General features: G+C 42.9%; 11 protein-coding genes and 4 pseudogenes. 7 read left to right on the top strand and 8 right to left on the bottom strand.

The features are described from left to right. The 5 genes and pseudogenes from DA100_RS10450 to DA100_RS10430 all read right to left on the bottom strand — a co-directional run. Nucleotides 1-244, bottom strand: a 244-nt coding sequence (locus DA100_RS10450; RefSeq protein ID WP_138972080.1) for a transposase family protein, incomplete at its 3' end; no start/stop codon positions are given. A gap of 194 nt (nucleotides 245-438) precedes the next feature. Continuing rightward, nucleotides 439-3,219 (bottom strand): hypothetical protein, encoded by a 2,781-nt coding sequence (locus tag DA100_RS10445; protein ID WP_138972079.1) that lies wholly within the window; start codon nucleotides 3,217-3,219, stop codon nucleotides 439-441. A gap of 225 nt (nucleotides 3,220-3,444) precedes the next feature. Further along, nucleotides 3,445-4,455, bottom strand: a pseudogene (locus DA100_RS10440) (ISAs1 family transposase); the annotation flags it as partial. Between the two features lie 53 nt (nucleotides 4,456-4,508). Beyond that, nucleotides 4,509-5,407 (bottom strand): annotated as a pseudogene (locus tag DA100_RS10435) (IS5 family transposase). Nucleotides 5,408-5,480: 73 nt separating this feature from the next. Next, a pseudogene (locus tag DA100_RS10430) lies at nucleotides 5,481-5,606 on the bottom strand (ISAs1 family transposase); the annotation flags it as partial. A 467-nt stretch (nucleotides 5,607-6,073) separates the two neighbouring features. Between DA100_RS10430 and DA100_RS10425 the strand changes: the two are divergent. The 3 genes and pseudogenes from DA100_RS10425 to DA100_RS10415 all read left to right on the top strand — a co-directional run bounded on the left by DA100_RS10425 (nucleotide 6,074) and on the right by DA100_RS10415 (nucleotide 8,159). After that, nucleotides 6,074-7,084, top strand: a pseudogene (locus tag DA100_RS10425) (IS630 family transposase). A gap of 104 nt (nucleotides 7,085-7,188) precedes the next feature. Further along, nucleotides 7,189-7,605: a lactoylglutathione lyase gene (gene gloA / locus DA100_RS10420; RefSeq protein WP_138972078.1), complete on the top strand. Its 417-nt coding sequence runs from the start codon at nucleotides 7,189-7,191 to the stop codon at nucleotides 7,603-7,605. Nucleotides 7,606-7,721: 116 nt separating this feature from the next. Continuing rightward, nucleotides 7,722-8,159 carry a DUF2753 domain-containing protein gene (locus tag DA100_RS10415; protein WP_138972077.1) on the top strand — a complete coding sequence of 146 codons (438 nt, stop codon included), beginning with the start codon at nucleotides 7,722-7,724 and terminating at the stop codon, nucleotides 8,157-8,159. 66 nt (nucleotides 8,160-8,225) lie between these two features. Here the strand turns inward: DA100_RS10415 and DA100_RS10410 are convergent, their stop codons facing one another. Then, nucleotides 8,226-9,071 carry an OmpA family protein gene (locus tag DA100_RS10410; RefSeq protein WP_240800906.1) on the bottom strand — a complete coding sequence of 282 codons (846 nt, stop codon included), beginning with the start codon at nucleotides 9,069-9,071 and terminating at the stop codon, nucleotides 8,226-8,228. A 236-nt stretch (nucleotides 9,072-9,307) separates the two neighbouring features. On the opposite strand from DA100_RS10410, the gene rnt reads away from it, so the two are divergent. Beyond that, nucleotides 9,308-9,967 carry a ribonuclease T gene (gene rnt, locus DA100_RS10405; protein ID WP_138972075.1) on the top strand — a complete coding sequence of 220 codons (660 nt, stop codon included), beginning with the start codon at nucleotides 9,308-9,310 and terminating at the stop codon, nucleotides 9,965-9,967. Nucleotides 9,968-9,995: 28 nt separating this feature from the next. After that, entirely contained in the window at nucleotides 9,996-11,321 is a 1,326-nt protein-coding gene (locus DA100_RS10400; protein ID WP_138972074.1) for a Na+/H+ antiporter family protein, read from the top strand. Between the two features lie 64 nt (nucleotides 11,322-11,385). Here the strand turns inward: DA100_RS10400 and bamC are convergent, their stop codons facing one another. Together bamC and dapA are read right to left on the bottom strand one after the other, a co-directional pair. Continuing rightward, entirely contained in the window at nucleotides 11,386-12,411 is a 1,026-nt protein-coding gene (gene bamC / locus DA100_RS10395; protein ID WP_138972073.1) for an outer membrane protein assembly factor BamC, read from the bottom strand. A gap of 55 nt (nucleotides 12,412-12,466) precedes the next feature. After that, the gene (dapA, locus tag DA100_RS10390; RefSeq protein ID WP_138972072.1) at nucleotides 12,467-13,345 is read right to left on the bottom strand and encodes a 4-hydroxy-tetrahydrodipicolinate synthase; all 879 of its coding nucleotides are present in this window, start codon (nucleotides 13,343-13,345) and stop codon (nucleotides 12,467-12,469) included. A gap of 300 nt (nucleotides 13,346-13,645) precedes the next feature. Between dapA and DA100_RS10385 the strand changes: the two genes are divergently transcribed. Further along, nucleotides 13,646-14,188, top strand: a complete 543-nt coding sequence (locus DA100_RS10385) for a glycine cleavage system protein R (protein WP_138972071.1) — start codon at nucleotides 13,646-13,648, stop codon at nucleotides 14,186-14,188. A 122-nt stretch (nucleotides 14,189-14,310) separates the two neighbouring features. Further along, the gene (bcp, locus tag DA100_RS10380; protein ID WP_138972070.1) at nucleotides 14,311-14,781 is read left to right on the top strand and encodes a thioredoxin-dependent thiol peroxidase; all 471 of its coding nucleotides are present in this window, start codon (nucleotides 14,311-14,313) and stop codon (nucleotides 14,779-14,781) included. Nucleotides 14,782-15,194 lie beyond the last annotated feature (413 nt).

Raw genomic sequence — 15,194 nt, 5'->3', positions numbered from 1 at the left:
CTATCTTAGAGATAATGCGAGCAATCGTATCATCGGCAGGAATATCATTAACAAACATACCATTACGTTTAAACCACTCATGATGACCAAGGATGTACTCACGAATATCAAACCAACCTTTGGCACCAGCAATAACAGCGCACAATGAGCCGACCAGAACCTCAAACAAGCAATACGTAACCTTTGCTGATTGGCGCTTATCTGCGACTAAATGGAAGTACTCTTTAAACTCATCGATATGCATTGTGGGTAGGTCTCTTTCTTAAAAGAGAGTATATGATCACAGCTAGATATGATCGTCAAACCGATCATTCTAAGTGGTTAGAAAATGTTCGCGATCTCACCCTGGGATATTTTCCGTTTTCCAAGCGGCACCCTAGAACAACAAAAGTAGCCCCCCATTTTGGGGGGCCATCCAAAGCAACTTCAGATCGCTTATTACTTGTACTCCTTCATACAACGCATGTTAAGTCCCCGTAATGCGCGTTGCCCATTAAAGTGGTTCCAAAAATGGCCTCTGTAACCTGTCAAGTTATTCAAAATACCAAAAGTACCTGTCCTGAAGTTGTTTCCACTGACAGTGCCGTATGTCATAAGAGTGTAGAAGTTTTCTGTTCCCAAATCACCATATTTATCGCGGTTACCCGAGAACCCCATGTAGAAAAACGACTCACTGAAGTTATTGATATATTTACCCACCATGCTAGCGGCAATATGTGCAAACTCAGTGTCGTACTCTACAATAGAAGGTACTCTATATCCCACTGGGCAATAAGTTCCTGTCGACGTATCTTTCAGCGGGCTATCTGCCCAAAAATATCTATCAGCGACGTCAACCCATTGATTTCCTGTTGTAATAGACAAGAAGTTAGCGGTTTCGGGATTCCACCCCTTGTCACTAAAGCTAATTGCGCTTGTACGGGAGGTTACATCACTATTCGTTAGTGTAGGGTGATTAAATATCTCGTGACCATCATAAATACGACCATATTGGAAATAATTACCACGACAAGTAGGTAAGACAGTATCAAGACTCACACTTTGGTTATCACACTTACTGGTCGCCCCGAGGTTTTGTGCCATAAACAGACGCCCAGTCAATGGTGAACGCGTTAGTTCATAGTTTATACCACGATATATAATACTACTCGCCGGCACACTTAGGCTCGAATCGAGATTTACTGTTGAGCCATCTTGATTAATCCCGCGCAGATTACCCGAGATCTGTACAGTTAAAACATCATCAGAGTCATAAAGTGACGCATCAAAAATATCACTACGGAACAAACCATTTTCATCTTTTCCAGTGGAGTCTCCACGAAGGTAAGCGTACTTCGTTCCTTTATCGCGTTCGATTGACTGAATCTGGACGTCAGAGGTATCTATATTAATCACGAGTACATTCTCTTCACTATCTGAGCGACCCACTTCACCTATCATAATATTACTGTCAGAGAGAGTGACTACAGCCGATGCTATAGAGCTTTCATCAATCGGCTTGTTAAAGTAAGCATGAATTTGATTTCCGACGTCATTAGCTATACTTGGATTGGTCGGACGAAATGCAACACGTCCTACACCAAAGAACTCCTTGTCTTCACTTATGGTAAAATCAATACTCTCCGACAGAATCTCTTCACTATCGTACTTCTTCCAGACTGCTTCAAAAGAGAGAGTCGCTTGTGGATTAGAGGATTGGAATAGATTATTCGCAAGTAGTATTTGGTAGCGCGCTTTCTGTTCATTCCACTCATAAGTAAAGAGGGATGCATCTTCTCCGGTTATTAAAAAGTCCAAACTGTTTTCACCAAGTATCAAACCATTGAGAGCCTCAGCTGATACCTCGGCAATGACCTGCCCAGCTTTTGCCCCCGTACCTTTCACTGGGTTAAACTCTGTCAGAGCTGTTCCGTCAAGCAACTTAACGTTAAGGGTATAATGACTTGGAGCATCATCTTTATTGTGTGTGTCGATAAAACTAACGTAATCAGAAATATCCCACCCATGAGCTGTGACTTCACCGTTATCAAGTTTATATTTAATTAGCTCGATCGCAGTACTCGATAGCTGGATACCAAACAGAGATTTGACGTCATCGACAAAATGGGATTTGTTATAGGGGGTTCCATCTAAAAAAAGCTGGCGTAAATTGTCAACCGCACCCAGAATTTGGTCTGGTGTATAAAAAGTGGATTTCCGAAGGTCAGCATTAAGATTCAGTACTTCATTGAACAAATCGACATAAACTGATTTTTCATTGCCTTCGAGAAGTGATCGATTTCGTTCTGACAACGTAAAATACGTGAGTAACTGCTGGTCAGTATAACTAATAGTTCGGCTATCACTGACATACGCCTCAATGTAATTGCTAACACCCTCAAACGTGTCAGAGTAGCTGTACTTTGAACTATTGTTCACTGTGCGAGAAAAAATGCCAACACCATCACTACCAAAAACACCGTTTAACTCTTTATTTCGGTAACGATCCATTTCGGTGTAGAAACCCTTCAGATCGACATCCTGAGACAAATTGGATATAGTTTTTAGTATGTTTTTTAAATTTCGAGAATAATAATAATGAGTGGCAAGTTTAGCATTTTCGCTTCGAGTAATTTCATTTTCTGCAAATTCATTAAACAAAGTGAGAAAATCGCTACCTGACTTTTCCCTAGTTGTAAATCGATAGTCAATACCATCAATTAAAAATTCATCAAATCTGTCCTCTAAATCAAATAAATCAATATAATACAAAACGCGAGACACTTTAGCAGTTTCAACATCATTTCTTAACTCAAAATTATCCACTAAACGGTCAACTTGGATACCCGTCAGTTCAGAAAGGCGTGATAAAATTGCATCTTGCTCTTTTACAGGGAAACGACTAATAAAGGAAGTAACGGCGGTGGCCACAACTCCTTGATGGGTACTAAGCGTTACGCTCACGGGCTTCTTATAACCCTCAGAAATAAGAGCACTAAAAGTTACAGGATAAGTGATAAGTTCTGGAGCAAGCTTAAAAGTATAACTACCATCACCATTTACTTGTGCCCTAACATTATTGTAATCAACCACGTTAGCAGATAAAAAAGAGGGCGCTGTATAAAACTCTGTTGACTCTGGATTTATACTCTCGATAACCGTAATTTCATCATTACACCCTATTAGACTAAATCCTGAGGTGGCAAGAACAGCCCATATCAAATAATTATTTACCTTCATTACCGAACTCCAACTAATACACCAAATTTTTATTTGGCAGTTTATAAATAACAGTATTTACATTAATGAAAGTAAAAAAATACCTCAAACAACACGCAGCATTTAAGGAAAACCCCTACACAAAATAACTTTTTTTCCTAATTCGAGTTCAGTTAAAAGTGCGCCTAACATGACTCATTGTTACGCTAACACCATCGTTTCAGGGCAGGGCGACCGCATGAGTGTTTAATTTTTACCCACCGCGTTTAGGCCTTCACTCAAGACCGCCTCTAGCATCGCTGTGTTCATCATACAACGCTTCTGTTTTCCAACGATACTGAGTTTAGTCGGCTCTGTGCGCAACATATTCAACCCTATATGGCGAAGGCAAGCTAGGTTTTCGGCTCCGTGGTCTTTATAGATTTGGCAGGCATCCTCAGCCATCGTCACATCTAAGACCCAGTGCATTGACTCGATACCCCAGTGCTCCCTTACTGCGCTTGCCGCTTGCTCCGCACTCAATTGCTTTGAGCTGATGTAGTATCGATACTCTAGCTCTGCTACTTTGCCTTTATGGTAACGGAAGTTTTCCACCATAATGACCGATTTTAATCCTTTCCAACGAGAGAAGTTACCTTCGAGCGTTTCACTGCTTAACACATAGCTTTGACGGACTTCAATACGGCCGTGACCCTGCTCGATTTTGATATTTTTGGGCTTTGATGCTCGTTGTTTTGCAAAAGCCTGCTCTACTGCTTTGCGTAACTTTCCTTGATTATTTTTAACCGCAAGTAAGTAGTCAGCATCTTGTTCGATGATAGTTTTGGCTACTTCCGTTTGGCATGCCATCGCATCAATTGTGACTAGAGCGCCTTTGATATCAAGAAGTTTGATGAGCTCAGGTATTGCTGTGATCTCGTTGCTCTTTTCTTCTGTTTTGAGCTGTCCAAGTACGAGCTTATTGGACGAAGCGTAGGCGTTAATCATATGGATAGTACTAGCTCGGTCATCTCGGTTGTAGGAGCCCCGAAGTGTTTTACCATTAATCTCAACGAGTTGCCCCTCAGTAAGGGAATGTACTGCTGACATCCAGTTTATAAAGCAAGTATGAAAGGGCTCTGGTTCTATCTTAGAGATAATGCGAGCAATCGTATCATCGGCAGGAATATCATTAACAAACATACCATTACGTTTAAACCACTCATGATGACCACGGATGTACTCACGAATATCAAACCAACCTTTGGCACCAGCAAGGCGTTGTTGATCAAATCAGCTTGAAGATCAACGACGCCATATATGACTAGCCGTTAGCTTCTAACAGGCATACCTAGTCCTATGACTTTGTTCATTGCTTTGACATTTGCCAGTGCCTCACCAACTTGAGCGTTATAACATCTCAAGCTCAATTTACCGCTGGTTAGTCCTTTATATCGAGACATTGCAGTCTCAGATATTGAGCGATAGTGATAACCCGACTCAGATTTCCACTCCGCTATTGTTCCGTTTTTCAGAGCCTTTACTGCTTCATTTCTGGGATGCCCATCTTCCCAAAGCGCCGCATTCTTGCGAGGCGGTATCAACGGAGTACTGCCCTTATTTTTCAGGGTCTCATAGCAACTTTTTGTGTCATACGCTCCATCGGCAGATACGGTATCTATCTTTCTACGTAAAGGGTTGAGTAATGTTGACAACACTTCGCTATCGCCAACACTTACAAGACTGACTTCTGCACTAATGGCCTCATGAGTTTCTACATCAACGGCTAAGTGCAGTTTGCGCCAAGTTCTGCGTTTTTCGGCGCCGTGCTTTTTCACCTTCCACTCACCTTCGCCAAAGACTTTGAGACCAGTCGAGTCAATAGCGATATGGCGAATAGCTCCTCTGGATTTGTTACGATATTTGACTTGAACTGTCTTCGAGCGTTTGCTGATACACGTGTAGTCAGGGGAACCTCCAATAGCTCAAAGATAGAGTCGATAAAACCTTGAAGCGCACGCAATGGTAGAGAGAATATCCCCTTAATCATCAATGCAGTTTCAATCGCTGTATCAGAGTACTGGAAACCTCTACCACGCTTACCATGATGGGTTTTGCATCGCCATGCATCTACAGCTGAATCATCTATCCAGAACGTAACCGAGCCCCGTTTACACAGAGCCTTATTGTACTCCGCCCAGTTAGTTATCTTCTTTTTTGCCTTACCCATGTCACCACCGCTCTAACCATCATAAAGGGTCAGATCGCAAGACTCGAAAAAGGTTCAACTGATTTAGGCAACAACGCCCACCAGCAATAACAGCGCACAATGAGCCGAACAGAACTTCAAACAAGCAATACGTAACCTTTGCTGACTGGCGCTTATCTGCGACTAAATGGAAGTGCTCTTTAAACTCATCGATATGCATTGTGGGTAGGTCTCTTTCTTAAAGGAGAGTATATGATCACAGCTAGATATGATCGTCAAACTGATCATTCTAAGTGGTTAGAAAATGTTCGCGATCTCACCTTGCGTTTCAGGGGAGGTTTACAATACGATTATTACATTTTTGCGTTTTGTGATAGATTGACGAAGAAATGAGCTGGGAAGTACTCAAACTACATTACCCATAGAAAATCGGTTCAGCTAAACTGTATCGAGGATCATAACAGTAGCATTCTTTAATCAGAATTTCGGGGGTTAATGCTTTCTTTTTGTAAAGGATTTCTGGCACTATTCACCATATTTTGAAGCTATAAATCGCTTACATTTACAAAGTTATATTTTTTGTAATGAATAATGATCAATTAGATTCCCAAAAAACCATGTTTTACCTATACCCTTGAACATTGAAGATTCTTGATTTTCAATAGAATCAGAATCACGCTACGAACCATGAAAATTACACTGACTTCTCAACTGAAACTGCAACTCGAACAAATGCACGACATTGAACGTGATAGTCGAGTTTGCGACCGTATTAAAGGCTTCTGAAGGCTGGAGTCAGACTATGATTTCACAAGCTCTTCGTATTCATGAATCGACCGTTGCACGTCACCTCAGTGACTACGTACTTTCTGAAAAACTTAAGCCTGAGAATGGCGGAAGCCAAAGTAAGCTTTCTGCTGCTCAAACCATGCACCTAATCGAGCATTTGACTGAGAAAACCTATTTTCACACTCATCAAATTGTCGCCTACGTTAAAGAGACATTTGGACTTGATTACACGATTTCTGGTATGAACAAATGGCTTCACTACAATGGTTTTAGCTACAAGCAACCGAAAGGCGTACCACACAAGTTTGATGAAGCAAAACAGCTAGGGCCGATGAAGCTCTAAAGGCAAGCTGTGGCACGGATGAATCTATAGTCTTTATCGACGCTGTTCACCCAACCTTATCGACAAAAATATCTCATGGCTGGATACGTACTGGTCAAGATAAGGTGATTGAAACGACGGGCAACCGTAGCTGATTGAACATTATTGGCGCACTGAACCTGTCGGATATTGGTGCCACCATCATTCACAATTACAAAAGTATTAACAGTGAAAGTATTGTTCGCTTTTTCTGTAAGTTAAGAGAAAGTTATCCGTTAGCCCATAAGCTTCATATCATCTTAGATGGTGCGGGATATCATCGTAGTGACTTAGTCAAAGATGCGGCGTTTGTTCTGAATATTAAACTGCATTATCTTCCACCTTACAGTCCAAACCTCAACCCAATAGAGCAGCTATGGAAAGTAATGAATGAGAAGTCGAGGAACAACGTTTACTTCAAAAGAAAACAGGACTTCAATGCGGCAATAGACCAATTTTTTGCTGTGATTCTTCCAGAGATCGCAGGCTCTTTGACATCTCGAATTAATGATAATTTTCAGGTTCTCAAGCCTGCATCTTCAAGTTGATTCGGTATAGAATTCTACTTAATCACTCACTTACTAAAAACACTTTTTGTAAATATAATGTGAATTTAAAGAAAGTATATCCAGAAAACTAGGAGAGCATAACAATGTCAAATGGACGCATCTTACACACGATGCTTCGTGTTGGTGACTTAGATAAATCAATCAAGTTTTACACTGAAGTAATGGGAATGCAGCTACTTCGTACTAATGAAAATAAAGAGTACGAATACACGCTAGCCTTCATTGGCTTTGGTGACGAATCTCAAGGCGCTGTGATTGAGCTGACCTACAACTGGGGAACGACGGAATACGACCTAGGCACAGCATTTGGACACATCGCTATTGGCGTCGACGACATTTACTCAACTTGTGAGGCTATCAAAGCTGCAGGAGGCAATGTGACTCGTGAACCTGGCCCTGTTAAAGGCGGTACAACACATATCGCGTTTGTTAAAGACCCAGACGGTTACATGATCGAGCTGATCCAAAACAAGCAAGCCTCTGCAGGTTTGGAAGGCTAAAACGCCCTAGCATCAATCCAACATTAGGACAGCAACTCGCTGTCCTAATTTTTAGACTTTACTTGATAATGATTATCACTTAATCTCTAACTGTTCGCACCGAGGAGATTGATAACATGGGCATTACCGAATGGGAGGAGCATACCTTGCTGGCTGATCTAGCCATGAGTGATGATGACCATCTACGTGGCATACTTCATTACCAACAAGCACTCACTCTGAGTGAACGTATTAGTGAGCAAGACGAGGTCGATGTAGAAGATCGTTTGATGATTTCAGTGATATCGTGCCACAACATGGCGATGTTCTGGCGCAATATTGGCGACGAGAAATATGAACTGAAGTATCTCCAACTAGCATCAGAAAAAGTACTGACTCTCGTCCCACAATGCCCAAATACCCAGTGCGATGCTTTCATTGACTCGATGGGATGCTGTAAGAAAGCCCTGATCGAATTTATGAAAAGACACCCTAATCCAAACATCGCTAGAATGGTGCAAGATATTGATACTGCTACCAATTGTAACCTGATTGCTAAATTCAGATTAAACTGATCTGGTGCCCTCAATAGCTAAAAGCCAGCGATATGCTGGCTTTTAGCTATTGAGTTGCTCAGCGGTTTAAACCTGAGTACGACCCAAGGATATAACGACGCGGCGGTTTCTGTCTTTGCCAATTGGTGATGAGTTGTCGTCAATCGGTCGACGTTTACCATAACCTTGAACCCGGATACGATCTTCCGGCAAGCCTAACGACTTAAAGTATTCTTGCAACACTTCTGCACGTCGTTCCGATAAGTTTTGGCTCGAACTCTTACTATCATCGGCATCGGTATAGGTTGAGACAAGCACTAAATCGATATCTCGGTTGTGCTTAATATATTCAGCAATTTGCGCCAAGCGTTTCTGTGACTGTTTATTCAGCTCTACGCTAGTACGGTCATAGTGAAGAATAGTAAATGCGATATCTTCGAAGCTGTAAGGCAGTAAATTGGCAATACAATCACTAAAGACATTGTAAGAACGTTGGAAAAGCACCGATGAGAGTGCAACCTCTATTCTTTCGTCACGGCTGCGCCATTCTTGATAACTGAATGTCGGGTATCGCCCCTTCTCTAACTCACCCAGAATATTCCACGCAGTTTGTCCGCCAACATAGCCATCAAACTGTTGGAAAAAGCGGATACTGGTTATCCGGTCGGCACCTTCTCCTGGTCGCCATGCTGGAGGCATAGAGACAAGGCTAACATCACGAGTTTGCCCCATAGGGCGTTTCATCTTGAGCTCAAAGTCGAGATTGATTTTCTTACTGGCGTAAGAAGAAAACACCGCATCACCATAATTGGGGATAGGATGTACGAGTCGACATTCCAATGGTGTATTGGCAACCATTTGCCACGTCGATTGCTGAGGCTTTGCAACATACTGCTTATCCAACGCATACGCTTGGACAGTAAACGCTGTCATGGACAAGGCTAAACTGGTTGCAAACAACTTCTTCATACGATACTTCTTCTCTTAGCTGAACTCTGGCGAGGTGGCTTTTGCCGCTCGATCGCCCGCGACAAATACAATGCAAAAATCTAGCCAACACATTTGTATAGTACAAATTTACAATGTTTCTTTTTCAATCAGCATTAACGGTTTTTCTTGCTGAAAGAATCTGCAATAATGCCTGCCCTGTCACATAATACGAAGCACACATGACTATAGAAAACGAAGCATTGACGCTAAAAAAACGATTCCGTGGTTACTTTCCCGTCGTTATTGACGTGGAAACTGCGGGATTCAACGCCAAAACAGATGCCCTACTGGAAATCTGTGCCATTACTCTAAAGATGGACGAAAACGGCGATCTTGTCCCCGCGTCAACCATTCATTTTCATGTCGAACCTTTTGAGGGCGCTAACATTGAAAAAGAAGCGCTCGACTTTAATGGGATTCGCGATCCATATAGTCCGCTGCGTGGTGCTGTGACAGAAGACCATGCTCTCAAGGAAATCTACAAGCTTGTGCGCAAGGAACAAAAAGCTGCAGATTGTAGTCGCGCCATCATGGTCGCTCACAACGCAACTTTCGATCACAATTTCGTGATGGAAGCGAGTGAGCGCTGCAAGCTAAAGCGTGTCCCATTTCACCCCTTCGCTACCTTTGATACTGCAACACTAAGTGGTTTGGCCTACGGTCAGACTGTTTTGGCTAAAGCGTGCAAAACGGCTGGGATGGAATTTGACAATAAAGAAGCTCACTCAGCTCTATACGATACTCAAAAAACGGCTGAGCTCTTTTGCGGCATTGTCAATAAATGGAAAGCTCTTGGTGGCTGGCCACTCGTTGCATCGGATGCCGAAACAATAAAATAAAAATGTAAACACAACTTATGAGTAAATTATGAACCCTGTTGTCATTTCTGTATGTGTCATGCTTGCTTTAGCACTGATGCGAGTCAATGTCGTGGTCGCACTGACATTCAGTGCTATCGTCGGTGGCTTGGTTTCAGGTATGGAACTGAATCAAGCTATCTCCGCATTTGAAAGTGGTCTAGGTGGTGGCGCTACCATCGCTCTAAGCTATGCAATGCTCGGTACTTTTGCTGTTGCTATCTCTCGCTCTGGAATCACAGACCTGCTAGCAAATAGCGTGATTAAACGTATTCACGGTAAAGAAAACGCATCGGCGTCAACTGGCCTGAAGTATGCGGTGCTGGTTGCATTAGTTTTGGTGACTATGTCATCACAAAACATTATTCCTGTTCACATCGCCTTTATCCCAATTCTTATTCCACCTCTACTAGGCGTGTTTGCCAAGCTAAACCTCGATCGTCGTATGATTGCTTGTGTACTGACGTTTGGTCTCGTTACACCCTACATGGTGCTGCCAATTGGTTTTGGCGGTATCTTCCTCAACAACATTCTGCTGAAAAACTTGCACGAGAACGGCCTAGAAAGCGTCGTTGCAAGCCAAGTGCCTGTTGCTATGCTGCTTCCTGCTGCTGGTATGGTTTTTGGTCTTGTTACTGCGATTTTCTTTAGCTATCGCAAGCCTCGCCAGTACAAAGAAACTGAGCTGACTCATGTTGAAGAAAGTCCAAAGGAGATCAACAAGAAAAACGTATTGGTTGCCGCTGTCGGTATTGTTGCCGCTCTTAGCGTTCAGCTTTCAACTGGTTCTATGATTATTGGTGGCCTTGCTGGCTTCATGGTGTTTATTTTCGGCGGTGTGATTGCGTGGAAAGAAACCCATGACGTGTTCACTAAAGGTGTTCACATGATGGCAATGATCGGCTTTATCATGATTGCAGCGGCAGGTTTTGCCGCAGTGATGAAACAAACGGGTGGTGTTGAATCTCTCGTTGAAGCACTTTCAACCAGTATTGGTGATAACAAACCTATGGCGGCACTACTGATGCTGGTTGTTGGTCTGTTGGTAACAATGGGGATTGGTTCATCATTCTCAACCATTCCAATTCTTGCCACTATTTACGTACCACTCGCGGCGGCTTTCGGCTTCTCACCAATGGCCACTATCGCACTTGTTGGTACCGCAGCGGCTTTGGGTGATGCAGGTTCTCCGGCTTCGGATTCAACCTTAGGCCCAACATCTGGTCTAAATGCTGATGGTCAACACGAACATATCTGGGAAACCGTGGTACCAACCTTTATCCACTACAATATCCCACTGATTGTATTTGGTTGGATTGCAGCAATGGTGTTGTAATCACGATAAACACATACAAAAAAAGCTGACCTTAGGTCAGCTTTTTTATTGGGAACAATCGGTATTACCGCGCTTGTTTTTCAATAACCGCAGCCAACACCGGCACCATATCTTTAAGCAGTTTTGCTTCGACTGGCTTACCAGATGAATCGGTCACGTTAATTGAAGTACGGTTACCAAGATCACCAAATAGGAAGGTGTAAGTCCCTGAGTTTAGACCAATTGGTTTGACACCAATATCGTTCCAGAACTTATCATCAGGTGCCGCATACTTCGCTTTGACCGTACCTTGAGATTGGTTACGCTCTTCAAGAGTAAAGCCAATAGTCGGCAGAAGAGTCGGTAGACGGTTCCACAGTACGTTGTATTGAGTTCGAGCAATAATAACAGGGAAGCCACTGCGGTCTGAACCCATTGTAATCGGGATCTGCTTCACTAACTGTTCTGCTTTACGAGCTGCTTCTTCACGTAAGTCTAGGTCATAACGAGCCGTCACTAAGTTAGTCATCAGCGCGTTGTAACGTTCTTTGTTAGTAGCAGTAACAGGTAGCTTTTTGCCTGCTTCACGCCAATCAATTAAAGAAATACGAAAGCCATGACGGCCATCAGCAACGACGCGCTCAATTTGGTAACGTGCGCCAAGCTCAACGTCCTCGTCTTCAGACATCCAGCTTACCCAATCGGTCTCTATACGTGTTGAAGTCTGTTCGCGAATCGCTATGTTTCGCTCTTGCAGCATCTTCTCTGCGGTTTGCCAAACTTTCTCAACTTCATCTTCACGGAGTAGCCAAAGTGTCGTTTCACCGCGCCTACGTTCAGCTCTCGCACCCGGAATCAATTCTAATACTTGCTGAGGAGGACGAATATCAACCTCTTTACCTACACCACCAGAAAACTCCCCCAGAGGAATTTGATAGTTAGTGTAAAACTGCGGAGTTGCCCCTTCAGTCAACTTCCACTCTTGCATCGGTGCCGTATTTAAGTATTCAAAGTCATCCTTAGCCTGACGACGTTGTGTCGCACTGCCTGAACATGCACTTAAAACAAAAACAGCTAGTGAACTGACGACTAGCTGGTGAGACAATTTCATTGAAACTCCTGATACTTGTAAGCCGGAGCATTGCTCCGGCCATCCATATTCAAATTTAGTAAATGCAAGCTTCCGTCATTGCTTGAGCCACAGTCGGGCGAGCACTTTCAGATAGCTCTGTCAGTGGCAGACGCAAACTACCATGTTCAATCAGGCCTAGTTTATGCGCTGCCCACTTGACTGGAATTGGGTTCGACTCGATAAACAGGTTTTTATGTAAAGGCATCAAGCGTTGGTTAATAATTTCCGCTTCTTCGTACTTACCTTCACGAGCCAGTTTGAACATTTTCGCCATGTCTGCGGCTGCAATGTTATTGGTTACCGAGATAACACCATTGCCGCCCTGTTTAACGAATTCCAAACCTGTTAGGTCGTCACCACTTAGTAAGATAAAATCTTCGCCACAAAGTTCACGGTGAATTGCAATTCTGCTTAAATCGCCTGTCGCATCTTTAAGTGCAACAATATTTTCGATTTCAGACAAACGCGCCACTGTTTCTGGCAGTAAGTCTACCGCAGTACGGCCTGGTACGTTGTACAAAATTTGTGGTACATCGCTCTCTTCTGCGATGGCTTTGTAGTGCTGGTACAAACCTTCTTGCGTTGGTTTGTTGTAGTAAGGCGTAACACTTAAACAACCTGCAATCCCTGAGTTGTTTAGTAGACGGCTGAATGTGACAGACTCGTGCGTTGCATTTGCACCCGTTCCAGCAATAATAGGGATTCGCCCGTCAGCAAATTCGACCGACTTCGTCACGACCTTGACATGCTCTTCAATAGTCAGCGTTGCCGATTCACCGGTCGTACCGACTGCTACGATGCCATCGCTGCCCGCTGCAATATGGTACTCCACCAGCTTCTTCAGGCTCACGTAATCTACTTCGCCATCATGATTAAACGGTGTAATTAACGCTACAATACTTCCTGAAAACATGTCTTTCTCCCTAATTTAGATACTTATCGCATGGTACTGTAAGGCGATTGATAAAGACAAGCACTTAGATGCGCTTAAATCACCTAAATGAATGAATATTTATTGGATGTTAGAACTCTGGCAACATACTCCTTCTATTTTCCGCCGTGTCAGTACTAAGTGAAGAATTCGGTGCTCGTTGTCGATCCGATTAAAGCAGACTCAATTCGGTAACAAAAAGCGTTGTCTGGCGCATTTTTCTCACTCGCTTCTGTGCTAAGCTCTCTCATTAATAAAAACAACTTTGATAAAAGTGAACCTATGACTCAACATCTAGTGATTACTGCGGTAGGAACAGATCGCCCGGGTGTCTGCAACCAAGTTGTACACCTAGTCACTCAGTCTGGATGCAATATTGTTGACAGTCGTATCGCCCTATTCGGCAATGAATTTACTCTCATTATGTTACTTTCAGGTAACAATGCTGCCATCACTCGGGTAGAAACGACCCTTCCCCTGCTTGGTCAAGAACATGATCTGATCACGATAATGAAACGTACATCTACTCACGCTTATCTAGAAAACGCCTACACACTTGAAGTGTTTGTAGAATCGGCTGATAAGCCTGGACTGACGGAAAAATTTACTCACTTTTTTGCTCAAAAAGAGATCGGTTTATCCTCGCTCAGTGCTCAGACCATAGATAAAGCCAAAATCGATGCGGCGTCAGATCAATTTCACATTGCCATCACGGCTACCGTTGGGTCCGAGTGTAACCTGATGCAATTACAAGAAGAGTTCGACACGCTTTGCCGTGACCTAGAGGTACAAGGCTCACTTAATTTCATAAAAAATAGTCAATAAGGCGTGTCATGAACACTCGGCTTTGATGTGATGGACGCACACTAACAAAATAAAGGCTCAAAACACGGCGTAGGGGTTCACTCTACGGCGGATATAATATATTAGAAAGTAAGGAAAAACCGATGGCAATTGAAACTGGACAAACAGCACCAGATTTTACCCTGAATGATCAGGACAATAACCCAGTGACACTATCTGAACTTCAAGGAAAAAAAGTACTGCTCTACTTCTACCCACGCGCTTCAACACCAGGCTGCACCGTTCAGGCTCAGGGATTACGTGACAATAAAGCTGAACTGGATGATCACAATGTTGTAGTTCTTGGCGTCAGCCCTGACGCCCCAAAAAAGCTAACCAACTTTATCAATAAGCAAGAGCTGAACTTCACGTTGCTAGCCGATGAAGAACACGCTGTTTGTGAAAAGTACGGTGTTTGGCAACTTAAGAAGTTCATGGGTCGTGAAAATATGGGAGTTGTTAGAACCAGTTTCCTAATTGATGAAGCTGGTAACCTCGAACATGTATTCCAAAAATTCAAAACCAAAGATCACCATGAAGTGGTACTAGATTACCTAAACCAGAAGTCAAAATAGCTTTATGGCAAGACAGACGCTAATGTGCATTAGTTCCGACTAGATCTGACACTTCAATTTGAAAAAGGGCCTTGCTGAGCTTATCTAACGTAACCGAGGCTTAAAGTACTTCGTTATTTGCTAACACGGTTTCATACAGTGAACGACTGTGGTCGGCATGAGACTGCAATGCCCTTAAATAAATGACTAACTAGCGAAAAACTGGCCTTGAAATATTATTATGCTCAGATGAACGGAATCATGGCGATTGTCAAAGCTATAAATAAATTTATAGGATTAGATATAATCGTCGAAAATTAACGGCTAACAATATATTGCATTTTTAATCTTCTATACCCAATCAACTTGAAAATGCAGGCTTGAGTACCTGAAAATTATCATTGATTCGAGACGTCAGTGAACCTGCGATCTCT

It is taken from the genome of Vibrio sp. Hep-1b-8 (assembly GCF_006124995.1).
Lineage (GTDB): Bacteria > Pseudomonadota > Gammaproteobacteria > Enterobacterales > Vibrionaceae > Vibrio.
Note: the sequence above shows the minus strand (reverse complement) of the source record. Positions and strands in the feature narration are given on the sequence as shown.

Excerpts from the sequence above, each read along its gene's own strand:
- DA100_RS10445 (WP_138972079.1), bottom strand. The coding sequence starts at position 3,219 with ATGAAGGTAAATAATTATTTGATATGGGCTGTTCTTGCCACCTCAGGA.
- gloA (WP_138972078.1), top strand. The coding sequence starts at position 7,189 with ATGTCAAATGGACGCATCTTACACACGATGCTTCGTGTTGGTGACTTA.
- DA100_RS10415 (WP_138972077.1), top strand. The coding sequence starts at position 7,722 with ATGGGCATTACCGAATGGGAGGAGCATACCTTGCTGGCTGATCTAGCC.
- DA100_RS10410 (WP_240800906.1), bottom strand. The coding sequence starts at position 9,071 with ATGACAGCGTTTACTGTCCAAGCGTATGCGTTGGATAAGCAGTATGTT.
- rnt (WP_138972075.1), top strand. The coding sequence starts at position 9,308 with ATGACTATAGAAAACGAAGCATTGACGCTAAAAAAACGATTCCGTGGT.
- DA100_RS10400 (WP_138972074.1), top strand. The coding sequence starts at position 9,996 with ATGAACCCTGTTGTCATTTCTGTATGTGTCATGCTTGCTTTAGCACTG.
- bamC (WP_138972073.1), bottom strand. The coding sequence starts at position 12,411 with ATGAAATTGTCTCACCAGCTAGTCGTCAGTTCACTAGCTGTTTTTGTT.
- dapA (WP_138972072.1), bottom strand. The coding sequence starts at position 13,345 with ATGTTTTCAGGAAGTATTGTAGCGTTAATTACACCGTTTAATCATGAT.
- DA100_RS10385 (WP_138972071.1), top strand. The coding sequence starts at position 13,646 with ATGACTCAACATCTAGTGATTACTGCGGTAGGAACAGATCGCCCGGGT.
- bcp (WP_138972070.1), top strand. The coding sequence starts at position 14,311 with ATGGCAATTGAAACTGGACAAACAGCACCAGATTTTACCCTGAATGAT.